At 62.9% G+C, this 26,542-nt stretch carries 25 protein-coding genes; 15 read left to right on the top strand and 10 right to left on the bottom strand.

The features are described 5' to 3' along the window. Window positions 1-130: 130 nt before the first annotated feature. The gene (locus GH665_RS30395) at window positions 131-1,927 is read right to left on the bottom strand and encodes a phospholipase C (RefSeq protein WP_153140877.1); all 1,797 of its coding nucleotides are present in this window, start codon (window positions 1,925-1,927) and stop codon (window positions 131-133) included. A gap of 386 nt (window positions 1,928-2,313) precedes the next feature. On the opposite strand from GH665_RS30395, the gene GH665_RS30390 reads away from it, so the two are divergent. The 7 genes from GH665_RS30390 (at window position 2,314) to GH665_RS30360 (ending at window position 7,421) form a co-directional block, all read left to right on the top strand. Beyond that, window positions 2,314-2,634, top strand: a complete 321-nt coding sequence (locus GH665_RS30390) for a YXWGXW repeat-containing protein (RefSeq protein ID WP_153140876.1) — start codon at window positions 2,314-2,316, stop codon at window positions 2,632-2,634. Between the two features lie 213 nt (window positions 2,635-2,847). Continuing rightward, on the top strand, window positions 2,848-3,450 hold the full coding sequence (locus tag GH665_RS30385; RefSeq protein WP_281357410.1) for an RNA polymerase sigma factor: 603 nt from the start codon (window positions 2,848-2,850) through the stop codon (window positions 3,448-3,450). Beyond that, window positions 3,447-3,866, top strand: coding sequence for a hypothetical protein (locus GH665_RS30380; RefSeq protein ID WP_153140874.1), 420 nt, complete (start codon window positions 3,447-3,449; stop codon window positions 3,864-3,866). Before GH665_RS30385 ends, GH665_RS30380 begins: the two co-directional genes overlap by 4 nt. Continuing rightward, the gene (locus GH665_RS30375) at window positions 3,863-4,423 is read left to right on the top strand and encodes a periplasmic heavy metal sensor (protein WP_153140873.1); all 561 of its coding nucleotides are present in this window, start codon (window positions 3,863-3,865) and stop codon (window positions 4,421-4,423) included. The genes GH665_RS30380 and GH665_RS30375 overlap by 4 nt, the downstream gene beginning before the upstream one ends. A gap of 74 nt (window positions 4,424-4,497) precedes the next feature. Further along, window positions 4,498-6,027, top strand: coding sequence for a DUF1800 domain-containing protein (locus tag GH665_RS30370; RefSeq protein WP_153140872.1), 1,530 nt, complete (start codon window positions 4,498-4,500; stop codon window positions 6,025-6,027). Between the two features lie 5 nt (window positions 6,028-6,032). Next, window positions 6,033-7,181, top strand: coding sequence for a DUF1501 domain-containing protein (locus tag GH665_RS30365; protein ID WP_153140871.1), 1,149 nt, complete (start codon window positions 6,033-6,035; stop codon window positions 7,179-7,181). Window positions 7,182-7,205: 24 nt separating this feature from the next. Continuing rightward, window positions 7,206-7,421, top strand: a complete 216-nt coding sequence (locus GH665_RS30360) for a YXWGXW repeat-containing protein (RefSeq protein ID WP_028194398.1) — start codon at window positions 7,206-7,208, stop codon at window positions 7,419-7,421. Here GH665_RS30360 and GH665_RS30355 read toward each other — a convergent pair. Continuing rightward, window positions 7,385-7,924, bottom strand: coding sequence for a flavin reductase (locus tag GH665_RS30355; RefSeq protein ID WP_153140870.1), 540 nt, complete (start codon window positions 7,922-7,924; stop codon window positions 7,385-7,387). The genes GH665_RS30360 and GH665_RS30355 overlap by 37 nt on opposite strands. Further along, the gene (locus GH665_RS30350) at window positions 7,917-9,290 is read right to left on the bottom strand and encodes an LLM class flavin-dependent oxidoreductase (protein WP_153140869.1); all 1,374 of its coding nucleotides are present in this window, start codon (window positions 9,288-9,290) and stop codon (window positions 7,917-7,919) included. Before GH665_RS30350 ends, GH665_RS30355 begins: the two co-directional genes overlap by 8 nt. A gap of 199 nt (window positions 9,291-9,489) precedes the next feature. On the opposite strand from GH665_RS30350, the gene GH665_RS30345 reads away from it, so the two are divergent. Beyond that, window positions 9,490-10,059, top strand: coding sequence for a helix-turn-helix domain-containing protein (locus GH665_RS30345; protein ID WP_153140868.1), 570 nt, complete (start codon window positions 9,490-9,492; stop codon window positions 10,057-10,059). Between the two features lie 119 nt (window positions 10,060-10,178). On the opposite strand, the gene GH665_RS30340 is transcribed toward GH665_RS30345, so the two are convergent. Continuing rightward, window positions 10,179-10,547 carry a BON domain-containing protein gene (locus GH665_RS30340; protein WP_153142373.1) on the bottom strand — a complete coding sequence of 123 codons (369 nt, stop codon included), beginning with the start codon at window positions 10,545-10,547 and terminating at the stop codon, window positions 10,179-10,181. Window positions 10,548-10,782: 235 nt separating this feature from the next. Between GH665_RS30340 and GH665_RS30335 the strand changes: the two genes are divergently transcribed. Then, a complete protein-coding gene (locus GH665_RS30335) occupies window positions 10,783-12,042 on the top strand; it encodes an MFS transporter (RefSeq protein WP_167531032.1) in 1,260 nt (419 codons plus the stop codon). 103 nt (window positions 12,043-12,145) lie between these two features. Then, window positions 12,146-13,039: an IclR family transcriptional regulator gene (locus GH665_RS30330; protein ID WP_246216417.1), complete on the top strand. Its 894-nt coding sequence runs from the start codon at window positions 12,146-12,148 to the stop codon at window positions 13,037-13,039. A gap of 14 nt (window positions 13,040-13,053) precedes the next feature. Here the strand turns inward: GH665_RS30330 and GH665_RS30325 are convergent, their stop codons facing one another. Then, window positions 13,054-14,865: an acyl-CoA dehydrogenase gene (locus tag GH665_RS30325; RefSeq protein WP_153140866.1), complete on the bottom strand. Its 1,812-nt coding sequence runs from the start codon at window positions 14,863-14,865 to the stop codon at window positions 13,054-13,056. 266 nt (window positions 14,866-15,131) lie between these two features. Between GH665_RS30325 and GH665_RS30320 the strand changes: the two genes are divergently transcribed. From GH665_RS30320 to GH665_RS30300, 5 genes are all read left to right on the top strand, one after another. After that, window positions 15,132-15,905 carry an SDR family oxidoreductase gene (locus GH665_RS30320; protein WP_153140865.1) on the top strand — a complete coding sequence of 258 codons (774 nt, stop codon included), beginning with the start codon at window positions 15,132-15,134 and terminating at the stop codon, window positions 15,903-15,905. A gap of 97 nt (window positions 15,906-16,002) precedes the next feature. Continuing rightward, entirely contained in the window at window positions 16,003-17,229 is a 1,227-nt protein-coding gene (locus tag GH665_RS30315) for an acyl-CoA dehydrogenase family protein (RefSeq protein ID WP_153140864.1), read from the top strand. A 121-nt stretch (window positions 17,230-17,350) separates the two neighbouring features. Further along, window positions 17,351-19,087 (top strand): long-chain fatty acid--CoA ligase, encoded by a 1,737-nt coding sequence (locus GH665_RS30310; protein WP_153140863.1) that lies wholly within the window; start codon window positions 17,351-17,353, stop codon window positions 19,085-19,087. After that, complete coding sequence (locus tag GH665_RS30305; RefSeq protein WP_246216416.1) at window positions 19,084-20,640, top strand: class I adenylate-forming enzyme family protein; 1,557 nt, start codon at window positions 19,084-19,086, stop codon at window positions 20,638-20,640. Before GH665_RS30310 ends, GH665_RS30305 begins: the two co-directional genes overlap by 4 nt. A gap of 84 nt (window positions 20,641-20,724) precedes the next feature. Then, a complete protein-coding gene (locus GH665_RS30300) occupies window positions 20,725-21,630 on the top strand; it encodes an SDR family oxidoreductase (RefSeq protein ID WP_153140862.1) in 906 nt (301 codons plus the stop codon). 113 nt (window positions 21,631-21,743) lie between these two features. On the opposite strand, the gene GH665_RS30295 is transcribed toward GH665_RS30300, so the two are convergent. From GH665_RS30295 to GH665_RS30275, 5 genes are all read right to left on the bottom strand, one after another. After that, the gene (locus GH665_RS30295; protein ID WP_153140861.1) at window positions 21,744-22,931 is read right to left on the bottom strand and encodes an ABC transporter substrate-binding protein; all 1,188 of its coding nucleotides are present in this window, start codon (window positions 22,929-22,931) and stop codon (window positions 21,744-21,746) included. Window positions 22,932-23,005: 74 nt separating this feature from the next. After that, window positions 23,006-23,713: an ABC transporter ATP-binding protein gene (locus GH665_RS30290; RefSeq protein WP_106356596.1), complete on the bottom strand. Its 708-nt coding sequence runs from the start codon at window positions 23,711-23,713 to the stop codon at window positions 23,006-23,008. Further along, a complete protein-coding gene (locus GH665_RS30285; RefSeq protein ID WP_153140860.1) occupies window positions 23,700-24,464 on the bottom strand; it encodes an ABC transporter ATP-binding protein in 765 nt (254 codons plus the stop codon). Before GH665_RS30285 ends, GH665_RS30290 begins: the two co-directional genes overlap by 14 nt. Next, the gene (locus GH665_RS30280; RefSeq protein ID WP_153140859.1) at window positions 24,457-25,467 is read right to left on the bottom strand and encodes a branched-chain amino acid ABC transporter permease; all 1,011 of its coding nucleotides are present in this window, start codon (window positions 25,465-25,467) and stop codon (window positions 24,457-24,459) included. Before GH665_RS30280 ends, GH665_RS30285 begins: the two co-directional genes overlap by 8 nt. An 8-nt stretch (window positions 25,468-25,475) precedes the next feature. Continuing rightward, complete coding sequence (locus GH665_RS30275; protein ID WP_425496072.1) at window positions 25,476-26,339, bottom strand: branched-chain amino acid ABC transporter permease; 864 nt, start codon at window positions 26,337-26,339, stop codon at window positions 25,476-25,478. Between the last annotated feature and the right edge of the window lie 203 nt (window positions 26,340-26,542).

Here is a 26,542-nt window from a genome sequence, read left to right as displayed (position 1 = left end):
AACTACAGCTTGATGTGCTTCATACCCTGCTGGTGCCTTGCTTCGTCAGGTCACGCACGAACAGCGCGCGTGCATGACCTGAGGTTGAATCCATCAGAAGCGCACCAGAAGAGCCATTCACACGTGTCGCTCAGCTCGCCGGCGGAGCCGACAGCCTGGTACCCAGGTTCTGATCCAGATACACCGTCGGATTGTTGCCGGAGCCCGAGAAGTTGAACATGTTCATGATGCTGCCAGCGGCTGCATCGAACGAACCGTTGCCAAGGCGTTGACCGCCAAGCCAGTTGTCCTCGATGAACTTGACCACGGAGGCCTGGGTGATCGGCGTATCGTCGACGAAGTTGACCTTCGCCCACGGTGACACCACGATAAACGGCGTACGCGTACCCGGGCCGCAACGGCCGTTCACTGCGCCGCCATTCACACCCTGCGGTTGAACCGCGCCCGTTGCCGTGCACTGACCCGTACCGCTCAGGTTGTCGGTGCCGGCCACCGTCACGCCGCCCGCGGATTGCGCCGTGGTCGAATCGAACGACGAGTTCTTCGGCGCCATGAAGCGGTGATCGTACCAACCGTCCGAATCGTCGTAAGCGATGATCACGGCGGTGTTCTTCCAGTCAGGCTGTTGCTGCAGGAAGTTGATCACCTTCGTGACGAAAGCCTGCTCGTCGATCGGGTCCGAGTTGCCCGGGTGACCGTCGCTGATCGCCGGCGCCTTCAGGAAGCTCACCGACGGATAGTTGCCGGCCTTCACCGCGGCGAAGAAGTCGTCGGTGTCGTACTGGTGGTGAACCGGCGTAGCCGAGTTGTCCAGCGGATCGGTCATGCCGATCACTGTCGTCGACGTCGGACGCGTGTGCGCGAGGTTGGCCGTGGTCGGGTAGTACTGGAACCAGTTGTGATGCTGCACGTAGTCGGCCTTGGTCGCGTTCAGCACTTGCGAGAAGGTCGAACGTGCGCAGCCGGTGGTGCCGTTGGCGTTCACCGTGCTCAGGTTGAAGCCGCCCATGAAGCCGCCCCACGAGAGACCCTTCGCGTTGAGCAGGTCGCCGATGTTCTTGTTGGCAGACGACATCGCGGCCGTCGGCGAGCTCTTTGCCGCGATCGTGCAGGCGTCGCCGGTCGGGTCCAGGTCGCCGACCAGCGTGAAGCCGCCGGTCGAATCCGGAATCGCGTTGGCCGAGGTACCGCCCGTCACCACCACGCCGTTGTTCTGGCCCGAGACCACTTCAATCGCGCCCGGCGTCGACGGACCATACGTGTCCGTGTACGCGTTCTGGTTCAGCGCGAAGTTCTGCGCGTAGTTCCACATTGCCGTGACCGTGTTGCCGTCGAAGTAGCCAAGCACCTGGCCCTTCGTGGCGAACGCGCCGGTGCTGCCGGCAATCGTCGAACCTGCCGCCGTGAACAGCGGGAACGAATCCATCGCGCCGTTGTTATACGCGAGCTGTTCCGCGGCATACGCGTGATTCTGGCTCGACGTATTGGCTTGCGAACGATCGAGACGGAACGGCAGCAGATCGGCAGCCGGCAGACCAAGGCCCGCGACCGCTACGGAGCCGACCGTGCGGCCTGCCGTGTTCGGCGAGGTCGACAGCGCGTTCGGGTTCGCGGTGATCAGGTTGTTGTTGGCGAGGTTGTTGACCGTGGGCGTGCCCGCCGCTGCGGTGAACTGCGGCTCGCCGACCGGGTTGGAGGCCTGCGGGTAGGTGGCGAAGTAGTGGTCGAACGAAACGTTCTCGCCGAAGATCACCACCACGTGTTTGATCGGCGTGGCCGTCGTGACGGCATCCTGCGCCGATACCGTTGCTGCCGGCGTCGAAGCGGTAGCCGGCGAGGACGCCGGCGTGCTCACGTTATTGTTGCCGCATGCTGCGAGCGCAAGCATCGCGGCAAACGGGATGGGTAAGAGGGTTCTACGGAACATGTGACTGGCTCCAGATTCGACTTCGCCGTTCAGCGTTTCCAGTGATGCACGTGTGGATGTTCGCTGGGGATATTGTTAGAAAGTTAGAAGTACAGCTGAGACGTCTTACCGCTAGAAACAGCGCGCATTGAAACATCGGCTGATTAAGATTTCGGGGCGCGAACATTACGTTGCCTATCGGTTGTCATTCATTTGAATAACTTTTGCTGTCGTTCTACTTTCTGCGAGTCGCAAAGTGAGGGCGGTGCTGCCGGTCACGACTCGCACGTCACATTGCGTTTCTTTCAGTGCAAATCAAAACGACGGATTTCTCCGGCTGTTGCGTTCAAGAAGAAACGCAGCCGCTTCTGGCTTCGGCACTTTTCGGCACTTAGGGAGAAACCAGCATGACATCGACCAAACCGGTCCGCCTTCTGACTTCCGTTCTCGCTGCGGCGCTCACGTGTGTTGCAGCGCTGACGGCCGTGCCCGCTTTGGCGCAAGCGGTGATCGTCGCACCCATGGCGCCGCCGCCGCCGCGCGTCGAGGTGATGCCGGCGCCGCGTGCCGGCTACGTCTGGGATCAGGGCCGTTGGCGCTGGGATCACGGCCGTTACGTGTGGGTGCCCGGCCACTGGCAGCCGGTTCGGGTCGGCTATCGCTGGGTCCCGGGGCATTGGGTGCAGCGCGGCCCGAACTGGCGCTGGGTCGAAGGGCATTGGGCCTGAACGTCGAGCGCCGTGGCGCGCTTTGTAATCCAACCGGACAGGTTGCCATGAAAACGCTTGTGATCATTCTGCTGGCGGCTACACTCGCCGGTTGTGTCGTTTACCCGGCGCGGCCGGCCTACTATCGACCGGCGGTCGTCGTATATTGAGCGCAATGCACCCTGCCATCCGCCCGGCGCGCACTGTTCGTAGCGGTGCGCGCACAACCGATCGATCCGCGCTTCGCATCTTGCGTGCGCCGTGGAGCCGCATGCCTTGAGCGAACGCGATCCTGATGCGGAGCTGCTGGCGGGAGTTGCCCGGCAGGACCCGGCCGCCGTCCGTTCGCTCGTCGCGCGCAAGCTGCCGCGTCTGCTCGCGCTCGCCACGCGCATGCTGGGAGATCGCATGGAAGCGGAAGACGTGGCGCAGGAGGTCTTCGTGCGGATCTGGAAACAGGCCCCGCGCTGGCGGGAAGGTGAGGCGAAGGTCGATACGTGGGTGCACCGCGTAGCGCTCAATCTTTGCTATGACCGGTTGCGCGGCCGCCGTGAAGTCCCTGACGACGACCTGCCCGACGAAGTCGACCCCGCCGCATTACCCGATGCCACCCTCGAAGCGCGCGCCCAGGACGAGCGCGTTCGCGAGGCGCTCGCCGCATTGCCCGCACGACAGCGCGAGGCACTGGTGCTCAATTATTACCAGGAGATGTCGAACATCGACGCTGCCGCCCTGATGGGCATCACGGTCGATGCGTTGGAAAGTCTGCTGGCACGTGCGCGCCGCAATCTGCGCGCCCAACTGGCCGGCAGCGGCCTTAGCAAGGACAAGTCATGACGCCCGAAAGATTCCATCAGATCGTCGAGGCCTACGGCGCCGATCCGCGCCGCTGGCCGCAACAGGAACGCGCAGCGGGGCAGGCGTGGGCCGCGGCGCACCCTGCCGAGGCCGATGCGATGCTGGCGGACGCGGCCGGCATCGATGCGTGGCTCGCGGCCGACAAGGTCGATCCGCCGGGTGCGGCATTGCAGCAGCGCATCATCGGCAGCGCGCCGGCGCGGCGGCCCAGTGTGCCGCGCAAGCGGTTATGGTGGTCGGGCGCGGCGGTGGCGGGCGTCGGACTGCTGGGCGGCGTGGCCGGCGCTTTTGCGGTGTCGTTCTTCGTGTTGACGTGGACGGCTCCGCCTGTGCATGAGTCTTCTTATTTAACTTCGAGCTTCGGTGGTTCATCCGCCGATTGGAGCGGCGAATGAACGGCCGGTCATGGAAAATCGTGCTGGTGGCTTCGCTGGTGCTCAACGTGTTCCTGGTGGGTGCGATTGTCGGTGGTGCTTATCAATGGTTCGCGGCACATGGTGCGATGACGCCGGTGCAGGCGCAGCAGCGCACAGCGTTGCGTTTTGCGGCCGAAACGCTGTCGGCCGAGCGTCAGAAGGCCTTTCTCGACGGCTTGAAGAAAGCGCGCCGCGAGGGCCGCGATTTTGCCCGCGATGCCCGCGAAGGGCGACACGAAGTGTTGCGGCTGCTCGCCGCGCCACAGTTCGATCGCGCGGCGCTGGATGCCGCGCTGGCACGCACGCGTGAAGCGGACAGCAGCTTGCGCGCGCAAGTGGAGGGCAGTGTGGCGGATTTTGCGGCCACGCTGTCGCCCGAGGAGCGCGTCGAATTCGCCGACAGCCTGAAGCTGCGCGGTCAATGGCGTGAACCGCAAGCGGCCGCCAATGCGAAAAAACCGCCGCAGCCGGCGGCCTCCAGGCCGACCTCGAGCGATGCTTCGAGTACAGCATCAGGTGCCGCTTCGGGTGGATAAAAATTTCTGGGCGAGCGCGACGGATTTCATCGTCGCACTCGTTTAAAGAAATATCCAACGCCGAAGAGGACGGTATGTCTACCTCACCGAACATGAATGCCGCGGCGATTGCACTGAACCGCTTTGGCCTTGGCGCGCGTGTCGACGACACGCCGCCCGCCGACCCGAAGGCGTGGCTGCTCGCGCAGTTCGAACAGTATCAGGCGCGGCCTGCCGCATGGGCGAACCAGCCTGACTCGGTGACGCTGTCCACCGAACTGATCCAGCAGCGCATGGAACTGAACCAGATGGTCCGGCAGAATCCGCAGAACGCCGGCGTGGGTGCGCCCGCTAGTCAGACGAATGCGCAAACGAGCACGTCAACCACCGGACAGGCTGCAACAGAAACTCCGGCCCAAACTGCTAAGCAAGCCGAACGAAAAGCGCTGCGCGGTGAGATTGCCGCGATGTACCGTGCCTCGGTGAACGCGCGTGTCGCAAGCGCGCTGACCACGCCGACGCCTTTCGTCGAGCGGTTGGTTCATTTCTGGGCGAACCACTTCGCGGTGTCCACGGAAAAACCCGGCGTCGCGGCGCTGGCCGGCTCATTCGAAGCGGAAGCGATCCGTCCGCACGTGCTCGGCCGTTTCGAAGACATGCTGGTCGCGGTCGAACGTCATCCGGCCATGCAGCTGTTTCTCGACCAGACGCGCTCGGTCGGACCGGACAGCGTAGCGGCGATGCGCGCCGAGCAGCGCAATCCAAACGTCAAACGCGGGCTGAATGAGAACCTCGCGCGTGAAATCATGGAACTGCACACGCTCGGTGTGCGCAGCGGCTATAGCCAGGACGACGTCACCGAATTCGCCCGCGCGCTGACCGGCTGGAGCCTCGCTGGCAATCCTGGCAGTCCCGGTAATGCGGGTAATCGGGGCCGGTTTGGCACGCAGCCGGACGCGGCCCCTGGCACCTTCGTGTTTCGCGTCGCGCTGCACGAGCCGGGCTCGCGAACCATCATGGGCCGCCGCTATGACCAGCCCGGAGAAGAGCAGGCCCTGGCGGTCCTGCACGACCTCGCGAGTTCGCCGGCGACGGCGCAGCATATCGGCGGCAAGCTCGCCCGTCACTTCGTCGCGGACAATCCGCCGCCTGAAGTGAGCGAGCGGCTGGCGAACGCATTCGAGCGCAGTGGCGGCGATCTGCCGACCGTGTACCGGACGCTGATCGACATGCCGCAGGCGTGGTCGCCCGTTGCCGCGAAGTTCAAGACGCCGTGGGAGTGGACTATTTCTTCGATGCGCGGGCTCGGCTGGCAGGACCTGGGCAATCTGCAGACTGCCCCCATCCTGACGCAACTCGGCCAGCCGGTATGGCGACCGGGTTCACCCGCCGGTTATGACGACATTGCCGCGAGTTGGGCGGCGCCCGATGCACTCGTGCGCCGGGTCGATGTCGCGCAGCGCTTCGCGGCCCGGGTCGGCGACCGGCTCGATGCGCGCTCGCTCGGCCAGACCTTGCTGGCCGGCTCGCTCAGCGCGCCGACCGCCACGGCTGTGTCGCGCGCCGACAGCGCGTCGACGGCGATCGCGCTGCTGCTGGTCTCGCCGGATTTTCAACGGAGATGAATGCCATGCTTTCACGCCGCAAGTTTTTGAGCATTGCCGCCGCAGGCGCGGGCGCGATTCTGGTGTCGCCGCAGATCGCTTTTGCAAGCGTTGCAACCGACCGCCGCTTCGTATTCGTCATCCAGCGCGGCGCGGCTGACGGCCTGAGCATCGTCATGCCGTACGCCGAGCCCACCTACGCGTCGTTGCGCGGCGCACTCGCGCTCGATACCAGCAACGCGACAAAGCTCGACGGCACGTTCGCGCTGCATCCCGCGCTTGTGCAGACCGCCGCGATGTATGCGAATCGTCAGGCGCTGTTCGTCCACGCGGTGGCGTCGCCGTACCGCGACCGCTCGCACTTCGACGGGCAGAACGTGCTGGAGACCGGCGGCACCTCGCCGTATCAGATGAAGGACGGCTGGCTGAACCGGCTCGTCGCGTCGATGCCGGCCACGCGCGAGAACGCGATTGCCTTCGCGCCGACCGTGCCGATGGCGCTGCGCGGCAAGGCGGCGGTGACGTCGTATGCGCCCTCGGGGTTGCCGCCCGCGCCTGACGATCTGCTGATGCGAGTCTCGCAACTGTACGACCAGGACGCGCAATTGCGCCCGCTGTGGGAATCGGCCATGACCGCGCGCGGGCTCGCGGGCGAGGCCGGTGCGCGTCAGGACCCGGCGAGCCTGGGCAAGCTTGCCGCTGGCTTTCTGTCGCGCGACGACGGCCCGCGGATCGCGATGATCGAAACCGGCGGTTGGGACACGCATACGGCTCAAAACGCGCGTCTTGCCAATCAGTTGAAAGCGCTCGATACGATGCTCGCGGCGCTGCGTGACGGCATGGGTCCGCTGTGGAACAAGACCACCGTGGTGGTGGCCACCGAGTTCGGCAGAACTGTCGCCGTCAACGGCACGGGCGGCACCGATCATGGCACCGGCTCGGTGGCGATGGTACTGGGCGGATCGGTGGCGGGCGGACGCGTGCTGGCCGACTGGCCCGGCCTGAAACCGGGCGACCTCTACGAAGCGCGCGATCTCAAGCCGACCATTTCGCTGGATGCGCTGATTGCCGGTGCCGCCAGCGAAAGTCTCGGACTCGATCCGCAGCGTACGGCGAACACGCTGTTCGGCCAGATCGCGGGAATGCGGCCAACTACCGGGCTCGTGCGTGCATAACTTGAAAATTACCAGGGAGAGCATATGAAAATCAGATCGACTATTCGTGCCGTATCGCTTGCAGGTCTGAGTGCTGCCTTGTTGTCAGCCTGCGTCGTCGAACCGGCGCGGCCGCCGCAGCCCGCTCCGCTCGTCGAAGTGATGCCGCCGGCACCCGCGCCGGGTTATCACTGGGTGAAAGGCCACTATCGCTGGGAAGGCAATCACTGGGCGTGGGTGCCGGGACACTGGGCGGGTTGAGCGAGCGTTGCCGGCGCGCAGCGCGTGCCGACCCGATGAAAACTGCGGCCGTAGTAGATCAGCGCATCGCCGCCGACATGCGTATGCGCGGCCTTCACCGCGCAAAAGAACACCGTATGCGTGCCGACTTCGGTGACTGATTCGATCTCGCAGTCGAGCGAGGCAAGCGCGCCGAGCAGGACGGGCGCGCCTGTCGCGAGCGTGTTCCATTGCGCGGCGGCAAAGCGCTCGGTCATGGGCAGCGAGCCCGTGGCGAAATGCGCCGCAAGGGCTTGCTGATCCGCGCTCAAGACGTTGACGCACAGCGCGCCGTTGGCGCGGAAGGCCGCGTTGTTGCGGCTGCCGCGATTGATGCAGACGAGCAGGGTAGGCGGCTCGTCCGTCACGCCGCATACCGCGGAGGCCGTGCAGCCTGCGAGACCTGCGACGCCGTCGCTGCTGATGATGTTGACGGCGGCGCCAAGGCCGGCCATGGCGTCGCGAAAGATGTGCTTGTCAAGCATGGGAATCCGCGCCTCCGCGAAACCGGGCCGCCGTGTGGCTGGCAGGCAAACGCGCGTGGCCGAATAGTTTTTCGCGCAATGTGCCGTCGCGATACGCGTGTTTATAGGCACCACGTTCCTGCAGAATCGGCACCACGAGTGCGATGAAATCGTCGAAGCATTCCGGCGCGACGGTGCGCGAGAGATTAAAACCGTCCACGCCGGTTGCTTCGGTCCATGCGATGAGTTCGTGGGCAATGTATTCAGCCGACCCGACGAGCGGCGCCTGACGGCTGCCGAGCACCATCTGTTCGAGCAGCTTGCGCCTGGTCCATTGCGGGCCGGCGGCGCGCGTCATCGCTTCGACGTTCGAGACGATGGCCTGGCTCTTGCCGGTGTCGATCGGCTCGTCGAGGTCATAGCGCGCGAAGTCGATACCGAGCGACGCCGCCGCATGCACGAGCGCAGCCTCGCTGCTCACATAGCGCCGGTACTCGGCGTACTTCTCCTGTGCCTCGCGATCCGTCCGGCCCGTGATTACCGTTTGCCCGAGCAGCACCTTGATATCGTTCGCATGGCGCCCGTGCGCCACGGCGTGAGCGCGAACGTCGTCGACGATGGTTTTCACGGCGGGCTTCGCCTGGCCGTTGACGAACACGCACTCCGCGTGCGCTGCGGCGAACTGCTTGCCGCGCGCTGACGAACCCGCCTGGTAGAGTACCGGCGTGCGTTGCGGCGACGGTTCGCTCAGATGCATGGCGTCCACCCGATACTGCTTGCCGTGATGATGAATCACGTGGACTTTCGATGCATCCGCATAGATGCCTTGGGTTTTGTCACGCAGCACCGCGCTGTCTTCCCAACTCCCTTCCCACAGTTTGTAGACGAGTTCCATATATTCGTCGGCGAGATCGTAGCGGTCGTCATGGGCCATTTGCCCGGACAGACCGATCGCGCGCGACGCGCTGTCCAGATAGCCCGTCACGATGTTCCAGCCGACCCGGCCGCGGGTCAGATGATCGAGCGTCGACATGCGCCGCGCGAACAGATAGGGCTGCTCGACGGTGAGATTGGACGTGACGCCGAACGACAGGTGACGCGTAACGGCGGCCATGGCCGGAATCAGCAGCGTCGGATCGTTCACCGGCACCTGCACCGCACCGCGAATCGCCGCGTCAGGATTGCCGCCGTAGACGTCGTAGACACCCACCACGTCGGCGAAAAAAATGCCGTCGAACAGACCTGCCTCGAGCGAGCGCGCATAGTCGGTCCAGTACTGAAGATCGGTATAGCGGATGGACTGATCGCGCGGATGGGTCCACATGCCTTGCTGGATGTGGCCGACGCAGTTCATGTCAAAAGCGTTGAGAACAATTTCCTTCGGCATGGTGTCTTCCGGCTGAGGTGGACGGATGCTTGCGGTTGCAGTTCAGAACAGGCGATCACGCAGTGAGGTTGTGCGGGAATCGTTCGTTTAATATAGTGGACGAAAAATCACTATGCAAGACATTGATTCTGGCCTTTAATGAGGGCTCAAAGTGGACGTGCTCACGGTAAGCTCACCTTTTTCCGGTTCCGATCCTTTCATGTCCGAATCCTCTGCTATCGATTTGACCGAGGCGATTTCTTCACGCGTGAAGACCGAGCGCGAAGCGCGTAACTGGTCGCTGAGCGAACTGGCGGAGCGCTCGGGGGTGTCGAAGGCGATGATCAGCAAGATCGAGCGGGGCGAGGCGAGTCCAACGGCGACCGTGCTCGGCCGTCTCTCGGGCGCCTTCGGTTTGACCTTGTCGACCCTGCTGGCGCTTGCCGAACAGAGTGGCGAGCGATTGGTGCGGCGGGCCGGGCAGCCTGTGTGGCAGGACCCGGAAACGGGTTATACGCGGCGGCGGATTTCACCGCCCACCGGCGGGGTGCTCGAGTTGCTGGAGATCGAGTTGCCGGTGGGCGTGCGGGTGCCTTATCCGCCGGATGCCTTTGCGTTTCAGCATCAGCAGATCTGGGTGACGCGAGGGGTCCTGACTTTTCGTGAAGGCCGGCAGGTGTATCAGCTTGCAGAAGGGGATTGCCTGCAGCTCGGCGCGCCGCTCGAGTGCGAGTTCTTCAACGGCTGGAACACAGTTTGCTGCTATGTCGTCGGCCTGGTTCGACGCTGACGGTTTCGTCAAATACCAGAGCGGATCGGGACGGGGCGGGACGACAGGCAGCGCCGCAACTTGACGCTTGCGACGCTCTCTATCGCAACCTGCCGCCGCTGATCAATTGCGCGGCGCGATCAACCCCCACCGCCGCCCTGCGTGCCGAGTGTCAGCTTGTTGTTCACCGATTTCACCCCGGCAACACCCTTGGCGACGTCCTCCGCTTGCGAAATCTGTCCGCTGTCGGGCACCGTTCCAGTTAGCGTCACCGCGCCGCCACGCGCGCGGACAAACACGTTCGACACATCAAAACCCTGCGCTTTCGACAAAGCCCTGCGTACGTCCAGACCCAACTTGCGATCCACCTTCTTGACGGTTTTAGGGCTGGTAGCCGGGGCCGCCATGCTGCCGGATGCCATCGCATCGCTCGCCTGGGCATAGGCGCTGGATGCCGTCGCCACACACAATGCGATGCCGAGTACCTTCAATAGATTGACTGTTTTCACGTTTTCTCCATTCCTCGAAAAGTTGATGTCGCATCGTTGCATGCAAAAAACACGCGCCTGCAAGCACTTTTCCGCCTGCACGGAGCCCCCTGTCTTGTAGAAGAGTGACGTCGTGAAGCTCCCAGCGCGTTTAAACAATACTCCAGCAAACGCGCAAGTGCTGAAAAAACTCACCCGGCGGCCCGTTGCCGGTTGGCCTATCATGGCGGCTTCGATCATCAAAGGCGCACCGCAGATGTCTGATGGCGTACAGCAACAATTACACGAAACACGCACGGAACCTGCCAGATCGTCGATCGATTACGGCTTGTGGGCATTGACCTTCAGCTACGTGCTCAGTCAGTTTTTTCGCAGCTACATCGCCGTGATTTCCACTCAGCTGATCGGCGATTTTCATTTCTCGCCGCAAATGTTCGGCTGGTTCGCGGGTTCGTTCTTTCTCGTGTTCGCGATCGCGCAACTGCCGGTCGGTCTGATGTTCGACCGCTACGGCGTGCGCGGACCCACCGCGCTTCTGATGGGCATCGGTGCCGCGTGCGCCGGCGTCCTTTCGATGACAACGAGCGCAACCGTGGCGCTTGTCGCGCAAGCCGGCATCGGGCTCGGTTGCGCGCCCATCTTCATGGGACTGCTCAATTACGTGCTGCGTAGCGGCCACGGCACGCGCAATGTGCGCGCGGTCACGATGGCGAGTGCGATCGGCATGGCGGGTGCGTTGCTGGCCGCGTTTCCGCTGAGCCGGGCAACGGCCAGCTTCGGCTGGCGTCCGGTTATGGTCACCGCCGCGCTCGCCATGCTATGCGCAACGCTGGGTGTCGTGGGTTTCGTGCAGCGGCGCGACGCCGCCGAGCATGAGCGAAGCCTCGCTGCACCGCAGCACGCGGCAGGCGCGGTGAAACGGCGCACGGGTTTCTGGACCTTGATGCCCGCCTGCCTCGCGCTCTCGGTCGGCAGCACGTTTCGCACGTCATGGGGTGGACCGTATCTTGCCGACGTCTACGGCTTCGACGTCATTGCGCGCGGCAACGCGATGACCGTCACCAGCGTGATCGGAATCGCCGCGTCGTTTGGCATCCCGCTCGCCGTGCGATTCTGCGCGCCCAAGCTGATCTCGTTGCTGTGGCTGATCGCCGGCGTGCTGGCGGCACTCGTGCTTGCGCTCGTTCCGGACGGCAACTGGGTACTCAGTGTCGCGTTGATCTGCGTGTTGTTCTCGGTCGGCTCGATCCATCCGCTCGTGATGTCGCAAGCGCGTGCCATCATCGCGCCGCGCCGGCTCGGGCTTGGCCTGGGCTTGCTCAATAGCCTGGTTTTTCTCGGCGTAGCGCTAACCAGCAGTTGTTTCGGCTGGATCGCGGGCGCCGCAAAACGGGCGCATCTATCGGACGCGGGAACCTACTCGGCGCTGTTCGCCGTGACCGTCGCGCCGCTTGCGATCGGCGCGATCGTTTATTTCTTCAGCCCAGTGGTGGCTGCGCCGAAAGAAGAGGCCTGAGCGGCGGCTTGCGTTTGTCTATAATTCCGCAGCCCGGATCCCTCGCGATCCGGGCCACGGTTTGTCTTTCAGATGGTGCCGTTTCGCAGGAGCGCGTTTCATTTTGAGCAAAACCAATCAGAGCCCAATCGATAATCCGGCCGAAGACCTGCGCGCCGGCGACACTGCGCCATCGCCCGCGGCATCCGCGAGGACAAATTCAGTCCTCGCGAGCCGGACGGCACACGAGGCGCATAAGGACGACCGGCATTTCGTCACGGCGCTCGCGCGTGGACTCGAGGTGCTGGCGTGTTTCCGCTCGGGCGACAAGTCACTGAGCAATCAGGAACTCGCCTTGCGTTGCAAGCTGCCGAAATCGACGGTATCGCGCCTCACTCATACGCTCACGCTGCTCGGCTATCTGATTCATCTGAAAGAGAGCGGTAAATACCGGCTTGGCACGGCCTCGCTTGCGTTGGGCAGCGCGATGCTGGCGCGGCTCGATGTGCGCAAGATTGCGCGGCCGGTGATGCAGGAATTGGCCGAGACCATCGGCGCGAGCGTGTCGTTGGGCACGCGCGATCGACTCTCGATGATCTACGTGGAAAATTGCCGGGGCTCGGTAGCGCTTGCGTTGACCCTGGAAGTCGGTTCGCGTATTCCGGTCGCCACGTCGGCGATTGGCCGTGCATGGCTTGCGGCAATTCCTGAACACGATCGTCTCAGCTTCATGGAGCAGGTGCGTGAGCTCGATCACGTGGCGTGGCCGAAAACCCGCCGCGGTATTGAGAGCGCGCTCGAAGATTACCGCACGCTCGGCGTTACGACTTCGTTTGGAGACTGGCAGAAAGACGTGAACGGCATCGCGCGCGCTTTCCAGCCGGGCGGAGAATTGCCGATCATGGCGATCAATGTCGGCGGCCCCTCATTCAAGCTCTCAAAGGAATTCCTGCTTGAGGAGGTGCGCCCACGCCTGATCGACGTGGTGACGCAACTGGAAAGCGCACTGTCGCATTGAGCAAACGAAGGCGTTCAGAACCACTGGGGCGCCATGCTGAGCGTCGTATCGTCGAGACCGCGCAGTGTGGCAAGCATTAGCGACACGCGCGGCAATTCCCAACGGAAGAACCACTGGCACGCATGCAGCTTGCCGCGATAGAAGTCGCCGTCAGTCTGGTTCTTCGCTTCAGCTTCTGGTAAGGCCGCGCTCGCAACGAGCGCCTGCCGCAACCATGTCCACGCAAGCACGATATGACCGAACGCTTCGAGAAAAGCGTTTGCGTTGGCGAGCGCGCGTTCGCTTTCGCTCGCCAGGGTGGGCAATAACGCTTCGACGGTGCCGGTCAACTCGCTCCATGCGTTGCTGAGTGAATCCGCGTGCGCTTGCAGCGCCGGATGAGCGCGCGCCACCTCGATACTGCGCTGTATTTCACGCCCCAGCAGTTTGAGCGCCGCGCCTTGTTTCATCACGACTTTGCGGCCGAGCAGATCGAGCGCCTGGATACCGTGCGTGCCCTCGTGAATCATGTTCAGGCGGTTGTCGCGGTAGAACTGTTCGACCGGATATTCACGCGTATAGCCGTAACCGCCGTGAATCTGGATCGCGAGGCTATTCGCTTCGAGGCACCACTGTGAGGGCCATGACTTCACTATCGGCGTCAACAGATCGAGCAGCAGGCCCGCTTCGGCGCGCGCGGTGTCGCTCTCGCCAGTGTTCTGTTCATCGACGAGGCGCGCCGCGTACAGGCACAGCGCGTAGGCGCCTTCCACATACGCTTTTTGGGCGAGCAGCATGCGGCGCACGTCGGCATGTTCGATCAGCGGCAATTGCGGATCGAGCGGGTTCTTGTTGTCCGGGCGCCGTCCTTGCGGCCGTTCGCGTGCGTAATCGAGCGAGGCGAGGTAGCCGCGATAGCCGAGCATGACCGCGCCGAGGCCGACGCCGATGCGCGCCTCGTTCATCATGTGGAACATATACGCCAAACCATGATGCGGTTCGCCCACCAGTTCGCCGATGCATTCGCCGCGTTCGCCGAACGACAGCATCGTCGACGTGGTGCCGCGCCAACCCATCTTGTGAATCAGCCCCGCCAGCGCGACGTCGTTGCGCGCGCCGGGACTGCCGTCGTCATTCACGTGGAATTTCGGCACCGTGAAGAGCGAGATCCCTTTGACGCCCGGCGGCCCGCCAGGAATGCGCGCCAACACCAGGTGGACAATGTTCTCGCTCAGCTCGTGATCGCCGCCCGAAATAAAAATCTTGTTGCCGCGGATCGAATAGGTGCCGTCTTCATTGGGCACCGCACTCGTGACGAGATCCGACAGGCTCGAGCCTGCTTGCGGCTCGGTCAGCGCCATCGTGCCGAACGCGCGGCCTTCCAGTAATGCCTGCAGATACTTGCGCTTTTGCGCCGCGCTGCCAAACCGTTCGATGACGTTTGCATTCGCCGTGGTCAGCATCGCATAAGACGAGGTGGCGATGTTGGCGCTCTTGAAGAGCGACAGGCACGCAAAGGAAATCACCGCGGGCAACTGCATGCCGCCCCATTCGTAATCTTTGCCGGCAGCAAGAAAGCCTGCGGAGCGGAACGCGTCGAGCGCTTCCTTTACCGCGGCGGGCATCGTCACGCGCTGACCGTCGAATTGCGGTTCATGTTCGTCGGAGAGGCGGTTGTGCGGTGCGAATTTTTCGGTGGCGACCGCGTGCGCTGTTTCGAGCGCCGCGTTGAAGGTCTCGCGGCTATGGTCGGCGTGGCGCGCGCGCTGTGTGAGCGTCTCGGCCTCGAGCACTTCAAACAGCTGGAATTCCAGATCACGCGAGTTGATGATCAGCGCATCTTGCATGGGAGAAGACCCGTCCAGAAGTGAGCCACTATGCAGAACAACTACGCCGCACGCGTGTCAACACGCACGGGTCGCATGGGCGCGGCTCGATTGAAAAGTGCGGTATTCGGGTAAGTCCCGATGATCCGCCCATCGGCGATGCGTGTCAGTTTAAATCAAAAGTGAATGAGCGTGCTTTTATTTACACGGCGAATTTCGGCACGTATGATGGTTGAAAAATCTGGAATGAAAGTCTGCATTGCAGAACAACCTGGAGGAGCGGCGTAATGTCTGTGAAAGACCTGTTTCAACTGGACGGCAAGGTTGCACTGATCACCGGCGGCTCTCGCGGGTTGGGCCTGCAAATGGCCGAAGCGCTGGGGGAAATGGGTTGCCGTGTGGCGATCACCGCGCGCAAGGCCGACGAACTCGCCGAGGCGAAAACGCATCTGCAAAGCCGCGGGATCGAGGTGCAGACGCTGGTCAACGACCTGCAGCGCTTCGAGGGTATCCCCGGCCTCGTGGAAGAAGTGATCGGCGCGCATGGCCACATCGACATTCTCGTGAACAACGCGGGCGCGACATGGGGCGCACCGGCTGAGGACTATCCGGACGAAGCGTGGCACAAGGTGATGAACCTGAATGTCCATGCACCGTTTTTCGTCGCTCGCGAAGTCGGCAAGCGCAGCATGATTCCACGCCGTGCCGGCAAGATCATCAACATCGCTTCGGTGGCAGGGCTGAAGGGGTCGCCGCCCGGTATGAACACGATTGCGTACAACACGTCCAAAGCCGCGGCGATCAACTTCACGCGGGCGCTCGCGGCGGAATGGGGCAAGTACAACATCAACGTCAACGCGATCTGCCCGGGATTCTTCCCCTCGAAAATGTCGGCAGGACTGCTCGACAAACTCGAAGGCGCCATCGTGGCGCGCACGCCGTTGCAGCGTCTCGGCGGCGAGGAGGATCTCGAAGGCCCGGTCGTGTTCCTCGCGAGTGAGGCGTCGCGTCACATCACAGGCCAGTATTTCGCGGTGGACGGCGGCTCGATCATCGTCTGACTCATGGTCCAACGGAGCGGTTCCGAGGCACTGCGCGTGGGTTCAGGCGCGCCGGGCCCACGCACACAACAGCTTTGCATGAGACAGGAGACGCCGCATGGATTTTCAGCACTCGGACAAAGTCAAGAATTTGCAGCAACGCCTGAACGCTTTCATGGACGAATACGTGTATCCGGCCGAGGCGGTTTTCGACGCGCAGATGGATGCCGCGCGTGAATCCGGCAACCGTTGGCAGCCCGCGCCGGTGATCGAGGATCTGAAAAAGAAAGCGAAGGCCGTGGGTTTGTGGAACCTGTTTCTGCCCGAGTCGAAATACGGGGCTGGGCTCACCAACCTGGAATACGCGCCACTGTGCGAAATCATGGGGCGCTCGCATATCGGCGCGGAGCCGTTCAATTGCTCCGCACCCGACACCGGCAACATGGAAACGCTGGTGCGTTACGCCACGCCCGAGCAGCAGGAGCAATGGTTGTTACCGCTGCTCGACGGCACGATCCGCTCGGCCTTTGCGATGACCGAGCCGGAAGTCGCCTCATCGGACGCGACCAATATCGAAGCGCGCATTGAGCGCGACGGCGGCGACTACCTCCTCAACGGCCGCAAATGGTGGACCTCGGGCGCCAACGATCCGCGCTGCACGGTGCTGATCTTCATGGGCAAGTCCAATCCGGATCACCCGAACCGGCATCAGCAGCAGTCGATGATCCTCGTACCGATCGACACACCGGGCGTGAAAGTGCTGCGCCATCTACCGGTATTCGGCTATGACGACGCTCCGCACGGCCACGCTGAAATCGCTTTTGAAAACGTGCGAGTACCGGCCGGCAACATGCTGCTCGGCGAGGGGCGCGGCTTTGAGATCGCGCAAGGGCGGCTCGGACCGGGCCGCATCCATCACTGCATGCGTTTGATCGGGCGTGCTGAGCGCGCACTCGAGGCGATGTGCCGCCGCTCGCTGGAACGTGTGGCGTTTGGCCGGCCGATCGCCGATCAGGGGGTGACGCGTGAGCGGATCGCGAATGCCCGCATCATGATTGACCAGACGCGTTTTCTGGTGCTGAACGCGGCGCACAAGATGGATACGGTCGGCAACAAAGATGCGCGCCAGGAGATCGCGATGATCAAGGTGGCCGCGCCGAGCATGGCGTGCCAGGTGATCGATTGGGCCATGCAGGTGCACGGCGGCGGCGCGGTCAGCGACGACTTAGGCCTCGCGCGCGCGTACGCGAGCTCACGCACGCTGCGTTTTGCGGATGGGCCCGACGAAGTGCACCGTAATGCGATCGCGAAGATGGAGCTTGGGCGTCACCTCGGGCGTTTGTGACGCCACCGGCGGCCACCTCTGATTCACCGGATTCATCAGTTGGTCGCATCCGTCACGCGGCGGATGTGAACGAAGCGCGTGCTCAGTGAAACGCGCACAGACAGTCAGGCAGGAGACGCCTATGAACGAACGCCATTATCCGAATTGGCCGCCGCACGTGCCAAAGCATCTGACGCTGCCCGAAACCAATATCTTCTACAACGCCGAGGTGTCGGCGGCGCGTTTTCCCAACAAACCGTTCATCGTCTTCTACGACACGCCGGTCACGTTCGCCGGGTTCAAGGACGAAGCCGAGCGCGTTGCGGGATTTCTGCAGCAGGAGTGCCATGTCAAGGCAGGCGACCGCGTGCTGCTCTATATGCAGAACAGCCCGCAATGGATCATCGCCTACTACGGCATCTTGCGCGCAAACGCCGTCGTGGTGCCGGTCAACCCGATGAATATGAGCGGTGAACTGGCGCATTACGTCGAGGACAGTGGCGCAACCACGATCTTTGCACCGCAATGTCTGTTCGCAAACGTCGAGCCGCTGATCGGCACAGGCCCAGGTCGAGGTATCGAGCATGCAATCGTCGCGACCTATAGCGATTATGTGAAGGGGCCATCGTCGATTCCCGTGCCGGAACTGGTGGCCGCGCCGCGCAAGACCGTCAATATTCCGGGCGTCACGCCGTGGCGTGAGGCGCTCGAAAAACATCTCGCGCCGGGCCCGCTCACCACCGGTCCAGACGATCTGTGCGTGATGCCTTACACCTCCGGCACTACCGGTAAGCCAAAGGGCTGCATGCACACGCACCGCAGCGTAATGAGCACGCTGCTGGGCGGTTGCGTGTGGTTCTCGGCGCCGTCGGACGGTGTGTATCTATCGGTATTGCCGTTGTTTCACGTGACCGGCATGCAAGGCGGCATGAACAGCGCGGTGTTCTCCGGGGCAACCATCGTTGTATTGCCTCGCTGGGATCGGGAAGCGGCGGCGCTATGCATGCAGAAATATCGCGTGAGCGCGTGGCAGTCGATCACGGCCATGATGGTCGATTTTCTGTCCAACCCAAAACTGGACGAATACGATCTGTCGAGCCTGACAGGCGCGCGCGGTGGTGGTGCGGCGATGCCGGAGGCCATCGCCAGAAAGCTCAAGTCACTTACCGGGCTCGATTATGTCGAAGGCTATGGCATGTCCGAGACGATCGCCGGCACGCACATCAATCCTCCACATCGGCCGAAGCCGCAGTGTCTAGGCATTCCGGTGTTTGACGTGGATTCGCGCGTGATCGATCCGGTCACGCTGCAGGAACTCCCGCAAGGTGAAACCGGCGAGATCATCGTGAACGCGCCGCAGGTGATGCAAGGCTACTGGCGCAATCCCAAGGCGACGGAAGAAGCGTTTATCCAACTCGACGGCAAGCGTTTTCTCCGCACCGGGGATCTCGGTCATATCGACGAGGACGGGTATTTCTTCATGACGGACCGCCTTAAACGTATGATCAACGCATCGGGCTACAAGGTCTGGCCGGCGGAAGTCGAGGCGCTGATGTACCGGCATCCCGCGATTCACGAAGTGTGCGTGATCGGCGTGAAGGACGCTAAACGCGGAGAAACCGTCAAGGCACTGGTGGTGCCCGCTGCGTCTCATGCCGGTGCAATCAGCGAGCAGGAGATCATCGACTGGTCGCACGAACAGATGGCGTCTTACAAGGCGCCACGCATCGTCGAATTCGTGACGTCGCTGCCCAAGTCGGGTAGCGGCAAGATTCTGTGGCGCAAGCTGCAGGAAGAGGATGCGGCGCGCACGGCCGCGGCCAGTCAGAGCAGCGCAAACACCGGTAGCGGTGGCGGCACGGGAGGCACGTCGTCATGACATGGCTCGAAACGCTAATGGACGAACCGTTCGTCTGCATTACCGACATGCTCCGCCGCTTCGCCAAAGAACGCGCTGAGCACGCAGCGCTGATCTGCGACGGCGAGATCGTGACTTACGCCGCGCTGGACGCGCGAGTCGATCGCTTTGCCGCCGCCTTGCAGCGCGACGGCGTCAAACCATGCGATGCGATTGCGTTGTGCGCGGCCGCCTCGGTGGAGTACGTGGTGGCGTTTCTCGGTGGCCTGCGGGCAGGGGCCGCGGTGGCGCCGCTTGCGCCGTCGTCGAGCGCGGCGAGTCTCGTCAGCATGATCGGCAACTCGGGCGCGCGGCTGCTGTTCCTCGATGCCGACGTCAAACGTTTGCTTGAACCGGTGGCCGGCGAGATCGACGCCATTCCCATCGCGCTCGACGCGCATGCAGGCAGCACCCCGCTTGAAGCGTGGCTCGCCCCGAAGGGAACCACGCCTGAAACCGTGACGATCGATCCGGCGTGGCCGTTCAACATCATCTATTCGTCGGGCACCACGGGTACACCGAAGGGTATCGTGCAGCCGCATGGCATGCGCTGGGCCTATGCGGCGCGCAGCATTCAGCGCGGCTACGGTCCTGACGCCACGACGCTGATCTCCACGCCGCTGTATTCGAACACGACGCTCGTGAGTTTCATGCCGACGCTGACATTCGGCGGCACAGTTGTGTTGATGCCGAAATTCGACGCCATACGCTATCTCGAACTGGCGCACCAGTACCGCGTCACCCACACGATGCTGGTGCCGGTTCAGTATCAACGCCTGATGGCGCACCCGGACTTCGACCGTTACGATCTTTCCAGCTTTCAGGCCAAGTTCTGCACCAGTGCGCCGTTCGCGGCGAGCGTGAAAGCGGACGTAGTGCGTCGCTGGCCCGGCAAGCTCACCGAGTACTATGGCATGACGGAAGGCGGCGGTTCGTGCCAGTTGGAGGCCGATGAATTTCCGGCCAAGCTGCATACGGTCGGCAAACCGGCGGAAGGTCACGATATCCGTCTGATCGACGAACTCGGCAACGAGGTCGCTGCAGGTGAAGTGGGCGAAATCGTCGGCCATTCGCCGGCGATGATGACCGGCTATTACCGGCAGCCGGACAAGACTGCCGAGGCGGAATGGCATGACCCGAGCGGTAAGCGTTTTATCCGTACGGGCGACATGGGGCGCTTCGATGCAGACGGATTTTTGACGCTGCTCGATCGCAAGAAGGACATGATCATTTCGGGCGGCTTCAACATCTATCCCAGCGACCTCGAGGCTGAACTGGGTTCGCACCCCGATGTCGCGGATGTGGCCGTGGTGGGTATGCACTCGGCGCAGTGGGGCGAGACACCGGTCGCGTTCGTGGTGCGCCGGACCGATGCATCGATCGGAGCCGAGACGCTGCTTGCCTGGGTCAACGCGCGGCTGGGGAAAATGCAACGGCTTTCCGCGCTGATCTTCGTCGATGCGTTGCCGCGCAGTCCGATTGGCAAGGTGCTGAAAAGGGAGTTGCGCGAGCGGCACGATCCTGCCGCGCGCTAACGCGGTGAATATCGGGGCGTAACAGCGTCGCGCAGGCGAGCCACGACATCTGACTGGACGTACCAACTGGAAACGGGACAAGGCATGGACAATTTTGCAGGCAACGTCGCGGTGATCACCGGTGCGGGCTCCGGATTTGGCCGGGAGTTTGCACGGCTCGGCACGAAACTGGGTATGCGCCTCGTACTCGCCGACGTGCAGCAGGACGCACTCGACGAAACGTTCGCCGAGGTGAGCGCGGCCGGCGCGCAGGCTATCGCGCGCCGTGTCGACGTGGCGAGAGGCGAAGAGATCGACGCGCTGGCGCGCGCCACGCTCGACGCTTACGGCGGCGTGCATCTGGTCTTCAACAATGCGGGCGTGGGCGGCAGCGGCGGCCTCGTGTGGGAGAACACCGAGCGCGACTGGCAATGGCTGCTCGGCGTCAACCTGTGGGGGGTGATTCATGGCGTGCGGGTTTTCACGCCGCTCATGCTCGAAGCGGCCAAACGCGATCCGGACTATCGCGGGCACATCGTCAATACCGCGTCGATGGCCGGCATGCTCAATCCGCCGATGATGGGCCCGTACAACGTGTCGAAGCATGCGGTGGTGTCGTTGACCGAATCGCTGTATCAGGACCTTTCGCTGGTCACGCAGCAGGTGGCGTGTTCGGTGCTGTGCCCGTACTTTGTGCCGACGGGGATTGCGAAGGCGCATCGCAACCGGCCGTCCGAACTTGCCAACGACACGCCGCCGACCTTATCGCAACGGGTGTCGCGTGTGATGAGCGAGAAGGCAGTGAGTTCGGGGAAGGTGAGCGCGCAGGAGGTCGCGGACATGGTGTTCGATGCGATCCGCGAAGAGCAGTTCTATATCTTTTCGCATCCGCACGCGTTAGGCGCTGTCAAAACGCGTGCCGAGGATATCGTCATGCCGCGTAATCCGACGGACCCGTTTGCGGAGCGGCCTGAAGTGCGTGCGCAGATCATCGAAGCGTTGAAGGGGTAGCCGGGCGTCGGCGGACGCTTCACAAAGAGGTCTGGGATACGCAAGGCTTCGAAAATTCAGGGCGCCGTGAAAATCACGGCGCCGTTCTTGAATCCTTCTTTATTACTATTGCGTCATTGCTTCGCCGCGGCCAACGAACTCAATCCCGCCGACTTCAACTGTCCGCCCTGAACCACCGCCGCCAGCGGATTGCCGAGCACAAAGCCGCCGTGGTCGTCGACCCCGCTCACGCCGTTCGGATTGGCCTGCGGCGGCAGCGCCTTCACGGCCTTGTCGAACTGATTGCGGATCGCGGTCGCGTCGCTGACCGTGCCTGCCAGCTTCATCGCGAGGGCCGTTGCGTAAACCGCGGTGTAGTTCAGCGAGACCTCCTGGCTCGGATCACGGCCGCCGTGGCTCTTGCGGAAGCGTTCCACAAACGCCTTGGCGTTTGGCGTCTCGTCGTTGGCTAAGGGCAGTACCCCGATCGCGCCGTTCAGTGGCGCGTAGCCGCCGGTGACCTTGGCCACTTCGTCGAGCTTGGCCTGGTCCATCACGATAAAGCCGCCCTTGAAGCCCAGTTCGCGCGCCTGCTGCGCAATCAGTCCGGTCGGTTCGGACGGGCCGCCGATAAACATCACGTCGGGTTTGGCCGCCAGTACGCGGCTTACGCCGCTGTAGAAATCGGTGGCGCGGTTATACGACATTGCATTGTCCGCGACGACCGTGCCGCCGGCCGCCTCCCACGCGGGTTTGAATGCGGCGACCCAGACCTTGCCGTAGTCGGTATCGGTGGCGGCGAGCGCCACTTTCTTGCCGTACGTCGCCATTTCGTATTTGATGAACGAGTTCAGATACGAGGTGAACGCGGGCGGAATACGCACGGTGAGCTTGTTGCCGCGCTCGCTGATCTGCGGCACGCTGGTGTAGGAGAGCAGCAGTAGTTTCTGCTGTTCGTTGCTGGTCTGCACAGCGAAGCCGCCACCCGAATGCGGTACGAGCACGACCGCGGCCTGCTGCTCCTGCGCGAGACGCCGTGCGTTGATCGCGGTTTCGGCGGGGTTGTACTTGTCGTCGAGCGGCACGATTTCGAACTTGATCTTCTTGCCGGCCACTTCGATGCCGGCCTGATTGACATCGGCCGCCGCCATCTGCATCCCGTCGAGCACTTCTTGACCGTACTTCGCCGCGCCGCCGCTCAGCGGGCCCGAGTAGCCGATATGGACCACCTGTTGCGCCATTGCGGTGCCCGCGCTCAGTAGCGCAGTCGTCGCGACAGCCGCGCACAGAGCCGCCCGTGCGTACAAGCGTTTGATCGTCATGCGTGTCTCCTTTGGGATTGTTCGAATCGGCCTGGCGCATGATCTTCATACGGCGGGCCATGCGTCAATTTCGTTCAGCCGCCGACGTAAGCGCGCCGGATCGCTTCGTTGTTCATCAGACTCGCGTGATCGCCTTCCAGCACGATGCGGCCGTTCTCGATCACGTACGCACGGTGCGCGATTTTCAGTGCCGCGAATGCGTTCTGTTCGGCGAGCAGCACAGTCGTGCCCGCGCGATTGATCTGCTGGATGACCTCGAATACCTGTTTGACCACGAGTGGCGCGAGACCGAGGGAAGGTTCGTCGAGCAGCAGCACCTTGGGCCGCGCCATCATCGCGCGGCCGATCGCCACCATCTGTTGCTGGCCGCCCGACAGCGAACCCGCCGGATGGTCCTTGCGTTCGGCGAGAAGCGGGAAGAGTGCGAACACCTGATCCAGATTGCGCTGATTGCCGGCTTTGTCGCCGCGATGCACGTATGCGCCGAGCGTGAGGTTCTTCAGCACCGACATACCCGGGAACAGCTTGCGGCCTTCGGGGCATTGGATCACACCGTTCTTGACGATCTGCGCGGGCGTCATGCCGAGCAGCTCGCGCGTGCCCAGGCGCAGGCTGCCGCTCGCGGCGCGCCGCAGGCCGCTCGTGGCGAGAAAGATCGAACTCTTGCCCGCGCCGTTTGCGCCAAGCAGCACCACCAGCTCACCGTCGTTCGCGTGCAGATTGATGCCGTCCAGTGCGCGGAAGCTGCCGTAATCGAGCGAGACGTTGTCAAACTTCAGCATGCTCGCTCCCCAGGTAGGCGTCGATCACGGCCGGGGTCGCGCGAATTTCGGCGGGCGTGCCTTCGGCGATTTTCTTGCCGTAGTTCAGCACCATGATGCGGTCGGCGAGCTTCATGATCATATTCATCTTGTGCTCAACAAGGCACACCGTCACGCCGTGTTTCACCAGCTTGCGGATCAGTTCGGCAAGCCCTTCGGTCTCTTCCGGATTCACGCCGCCCGCCGGTTCGTCGAGCAGCATCAGACTCGGTTCAGTGGCAAGCGCGAGTGCCACGGCCGCGCGTTTGCGCTCTTCCTGCGAGATGTCGCCCGCCATCCGTTCCGCGATCGCCGACAAGCCGACGAAGTCCAGCGCCTCGCGCGCCTTGTCGCGGCAGATGCGTTCTTCCTGCTTGAGCCGCGCCGAATGAGTCAGTACGTCCCATAGCCCCGAGCGCGTACGCAGCCGGTGACCGACGATCAGGTTGTCGAGCACGCTGGCCCGATCGAACAGCGCGGTTGATTGAAAGGTGCGCGCGACACCGAGGCGCGCCATCCGATCGGCGCCCAGCTTTGTTACATCCTGGCCTTTGAAGAGGATGCGTCCTGAACTCGGCAGATGGGTGCCGCTGATCAGATTGAAGAAGGTGGTTTTGCCCGCGCCGTTCGGCCCAATGATCGCGTTGATCTTGCCGGCTTCGATATGCGTGCTGACGTCGTCCACCGCGACGAGGCCGCCGAAGCGTTTGCTGAGCGAGTCGATTTCAAGCATGGCGGTCTCCGCGCGCGGCTTGCGGTTGACGTGCGGCCATGCCGTTCTTCGGCGAAGCCGATTTCGCATGCCGGTTTTTTCTTGCGATATACAAACCGACGATACCGTTCGGTAGAAAGATCACCAGCAGAATCAGGATCGGCCCGAACACGACGAAGCGGTACGCCTGCAGGAACTGCAGATACTGTGTGAGCCATGGTATGGCGAGCGCACCGAGCAGCGGGCCGGCGAGGGTGCCGATACCGCCTACCAGCATGTACATGGTCATGTCGAAGGTGTGCTCGACGCCGGCCAGATCCGGGCCGAGAAAGCGCACGGCGCCCGCATAGAGACCGCCTGCGAACCCGGCATAGACGACCGACAACACGAAGGCCAGCACCTTGTTGCGCATCAGATTGATGCCGAGCGATTGCGCGAGGCCGTCGCTATTGCGGATCGCCATGAAGGTCCGGCCGAGCAGCGAATTGACGATGCGATGCATCAGCCATACACCGAGCACGAGGAACGCAAACACCAGGTAATAGAGCGGCAGCGGGTTCTCAAACGACACGATGCCGAAGCCCGACGGCGCCGGAATGCCGACGATGTCCGAGACGCCATGCGTGAGGCTGTCCCATTTCTCGATCACGAGAAACATGATGTAGCCGACGCACAGGGTGAAAATGGAAAAGTAATGACCACGCAGACGCAACGAAACGAGACCGACCAGCGCGCCCAGTATCGCGACAACCACACCTGAGGCAATGAACGCGAGCCAGAATGGCACCTGATGGTCGACCGTCAGAATGCCCGCGGTGTATGCGCCCACCGCCATGAAGCTGCCGTGCGCGAGATTGAACTGTCCCGTATAGCCGGTGATCAGATTCAGCCCGACGGTGGCCAGCGCGAAGATGTAGGCGGTGGACATCACCGTGAGCATGTAGTCGTTGGTGGCCAGAAACGGGAACACGAGGCCCAGCACGAACAACAGCGTCCATCCACGCTTGCCCTCGAATATTTTCATGACTGATTTCACGATGCGCGCAGTTCCCTGGTGAACAGTCCTTGAGGACGAACCGACAGAATCACCACCAGCAGCACGAAGGCGATGATGTCCTTGTAGTCGGTCGAAATGTAGAACGCGCCGAAGCTCTCGGCCATGCCGATGATCAGGCCGCCAACGATCGCGCCCGGCACGCTGCCCATGCCGCCGAGAATGATGATGACGAAGGCCTTCAGGATCACCAGTTGACCCATCGCCGGATAGACGAGGTTGATCGGCGCGTACAGTGTGGCCGCCACGGCGGCAAGCAGGCCCGAGATGCCGAAGGTCAGCATCGTCACCTTGTTGGCGTCGATGCCCATCAGCGACGCGCCTTCGCGGTCCTGCGCCATCGCGATGATGCTCGAGCCGATCACCGTGTATCGGAGGAAGAGTTGCAGCAGCACCACCAATGCGAACGCCGCGCCGATGATCAGCAGACGCTGCAACGGTGCGGTTACGCCGCCGAGGTCGACGATCCCGGCGTAGGGCGTGGCCATGCGATGAAAATCCGCGCCCCAGATCGCCTGCGCACCCGCTTCGAGAAACAGCAGGAGGCCGATCGCGGCGATCATCGGATGCAGTTCGGAAGATTTGCGCAGCGGATGGAACACCAGTCTCTCGGCGAGGATCGCGAGTACCGCGACCGCGAGGCCCGAGCCGATCATGGCAAGCCAGTAGTTCCAGCCGAGCCGGCTCATCAGGTAGAACGAGACGAACGCGCCAACCATGTAGAACGCGCCGTGGGCGAAGTTCGGCACCGCGAGAATGCCGTAGACCAGCGTGAGTCCGAGCGCGACGAGGCTGTAAATGCCGCCCAGCGTCAACCCGTTGAGAACCTGCTGCAAAAACATATCCACGCTTTTACACCCTCCAACGGAAGGCGTGCCGCGCAATGCTTACCCTGGGTTCAGGGGATGCATCGCCACACGCCTGACTACGGACGGGACAACAGCCGCTGCCTGAATCCGGCGACCGGTATCGACGTTTGTCGACGTTTGTCGCCGTTTGTCGACGGTTTGAAACACGCGCGCATCGGCGTAAATTGCAAAGGCGG

The organism is Paraburkholderia agricolaris (assembly GCF_009455635.1).
GTDB classification, from domain to species: Bacteria; Pseudomonadota; Gammaproteobacteria; order Burkholderiales; family Burkholderiaceae; genus Paraburkholderia; species Paraburkholderia agricolaris.
Note: the sequence above shows the minus strand (reverse complement) of the source record. Positions and strands in the feature narration are given on the sequence as shown.

Excerpts from the sequence above, each read along its gene's own strand:
- GH665_RS30335 (WP_167531032.1), top strand. The coding sequence starts at position 10,783 with ATGTCTGATGGCGTACAGCAACAATTACACGAAACACGCACGGAACCT.
- GH665_RS30380 (WP_153140874.1), top strand. The coding sequence starts at position 3,447 with ATGACGCCCGAAAGATTCCATCAGATCGTCGAGGCCTACGGCGCCGAT.
- GH665_RS30395 (WP_153140877.1), bottom strand. The coding sequence starts at position 1,927 with ATGTTCCGTAGAACCCTCTTACCCATCCCGTTTGCCGCGATGCTTGCG.
- GH665_RS30285 (WP_153140860.1), bottom strand. The coding sequence starts at position 24,464 with ATGCTTGAAATCGACTCGCTCAGCAAACGCTTCGGCGGCCTCGTCGCG.
- GH665_RS30325 (WP_153140866.1), bottom strand. The coding sequence starts at position 14,865 with ATGCAAGATGCGCTGATCATCAACTCGCGTGATCTGGAATTCCAGCTG.
- GH665_RS30290 (WP_106356596.1), bottom strand. The coding sequence starts at position 23,713 with ATGCTGAAGTTTGACAACGTCTCGCTCGATTACGGCAGCTTCCGCGCA.
- GH665_RS30375 (WP_153140873.1), top strand. The coding sequence starts at position 3,863 with ATGAACGGCCGGTCATGGAAAATCGTGCTGGTGGCTTCGCTGGTGCTC.
- GH665_RS30390 (WP_153140876.1), top strand. The coding sequence starts at position 2,314 with ATGACATCGACCAAACCGGTCCGCCTTCTGACTTCCGTTCTCGCTGCG.
- GH665_RS30310 (WP_153140863.1), top strand. The coding sequence starts at position 17,351 with ATGAACGAACGCCATTATCCGAATTGGCCGCCGCACGTGCCAAAGCAT.
- GH665_RS30365 (WP_153140871.1), top strand. The coding sequence starts at position 6,033 with ATGCTTTCACGCCGCAAGTTTTTGAGCATTGCCGCCGCAGGCGCGGGC.
- GH665_RS30350 (WP_153140869.1), bottom strand. The coding sequence starts at position 9,290 with ATGCCGAAGGAAATTGTTCTCAACGCTTTTGACATGAACTGCGTCGGC.
- GH665_RS30305 (WP_246216416.1), top strand. The coding sequence starts at position 19,084 with ATGACATGGCTCGAAACGCTAATGGACGAACCGTTCGTCTGCATTACC.
- GH665_RS30300 (WP_153140862.1), top strand. The coding sequence starts at position 20,725 with ATGGACAATTTTGCAGGCAACGTCGCGGTGATCACCGGTGCGGGCTCC.
- GH665_RS30355 (WP_153140870.1), bottom strand. The coding sequence starts at position 7,924 with ATGCTTGACAAGCACATCTTTCGCGACGCCATGGCCGGCCTTGGCGCC.
- GH665_RS30275 (WP_425496072.1), bottom strand. The coding sequence starts at position 26,339 with ATGTTTTTGCAGCAGGTTCTCAACGGGTTGACGCTGGGCGGCATTTAC.
- GH665_RS30320 (WP_153140865.1), top strand. The coding sequence starts at position 15,132 with ATGTCTGTGAAAGACCTGTTTCAACTGGACGGCAAGGTTGCACTGATC.
- GH665_RS30315 (WP_153140864.1), top strand. The coding sequence starts at position 16,003 with ATGGATTTTCAGCACTCGGACAAAGTCAAGAATTTGCAGCAACGCCTG.
- GH665_RS30345 (WP_153140868.1), top strand. The coding sequence starts at position 9,490 with ATGTCCGAATCCTCTGCTATCGATTTGACCGAGGCGATTTCTTCACGC.
- GH665_RS30360 (WP_028194398.1), top strand. The coding sequence starts at position 7,206 with ATGAAAATCAGATCGACTATTCGTGCCGTATCGCTTGCAGGTCTGAGT.
- GH665_RS30370 (WP_153140872.1), top strand. The coding sequence starts at position 4,498 with ATGTCTACCTCACCGAACATGAATGCCGCGGCGATTGCACTGAACCGC.
- GH665_RS30280 (WP_153140859.1), bottom strand. The coding sequence starts at position 25,467 with ATGAAAATATTCGAGGGCAAGCGTGGATGGACGCTGTTGTTCGTGCTG.
- GH665_RS30295 (WP_153140861.1), bottom strand. The coding sequence starts at position 22,931 with ATGACGATCAAACGCTTGTACGCACGGGCGGCTCTGTGCGCGGCTGTC.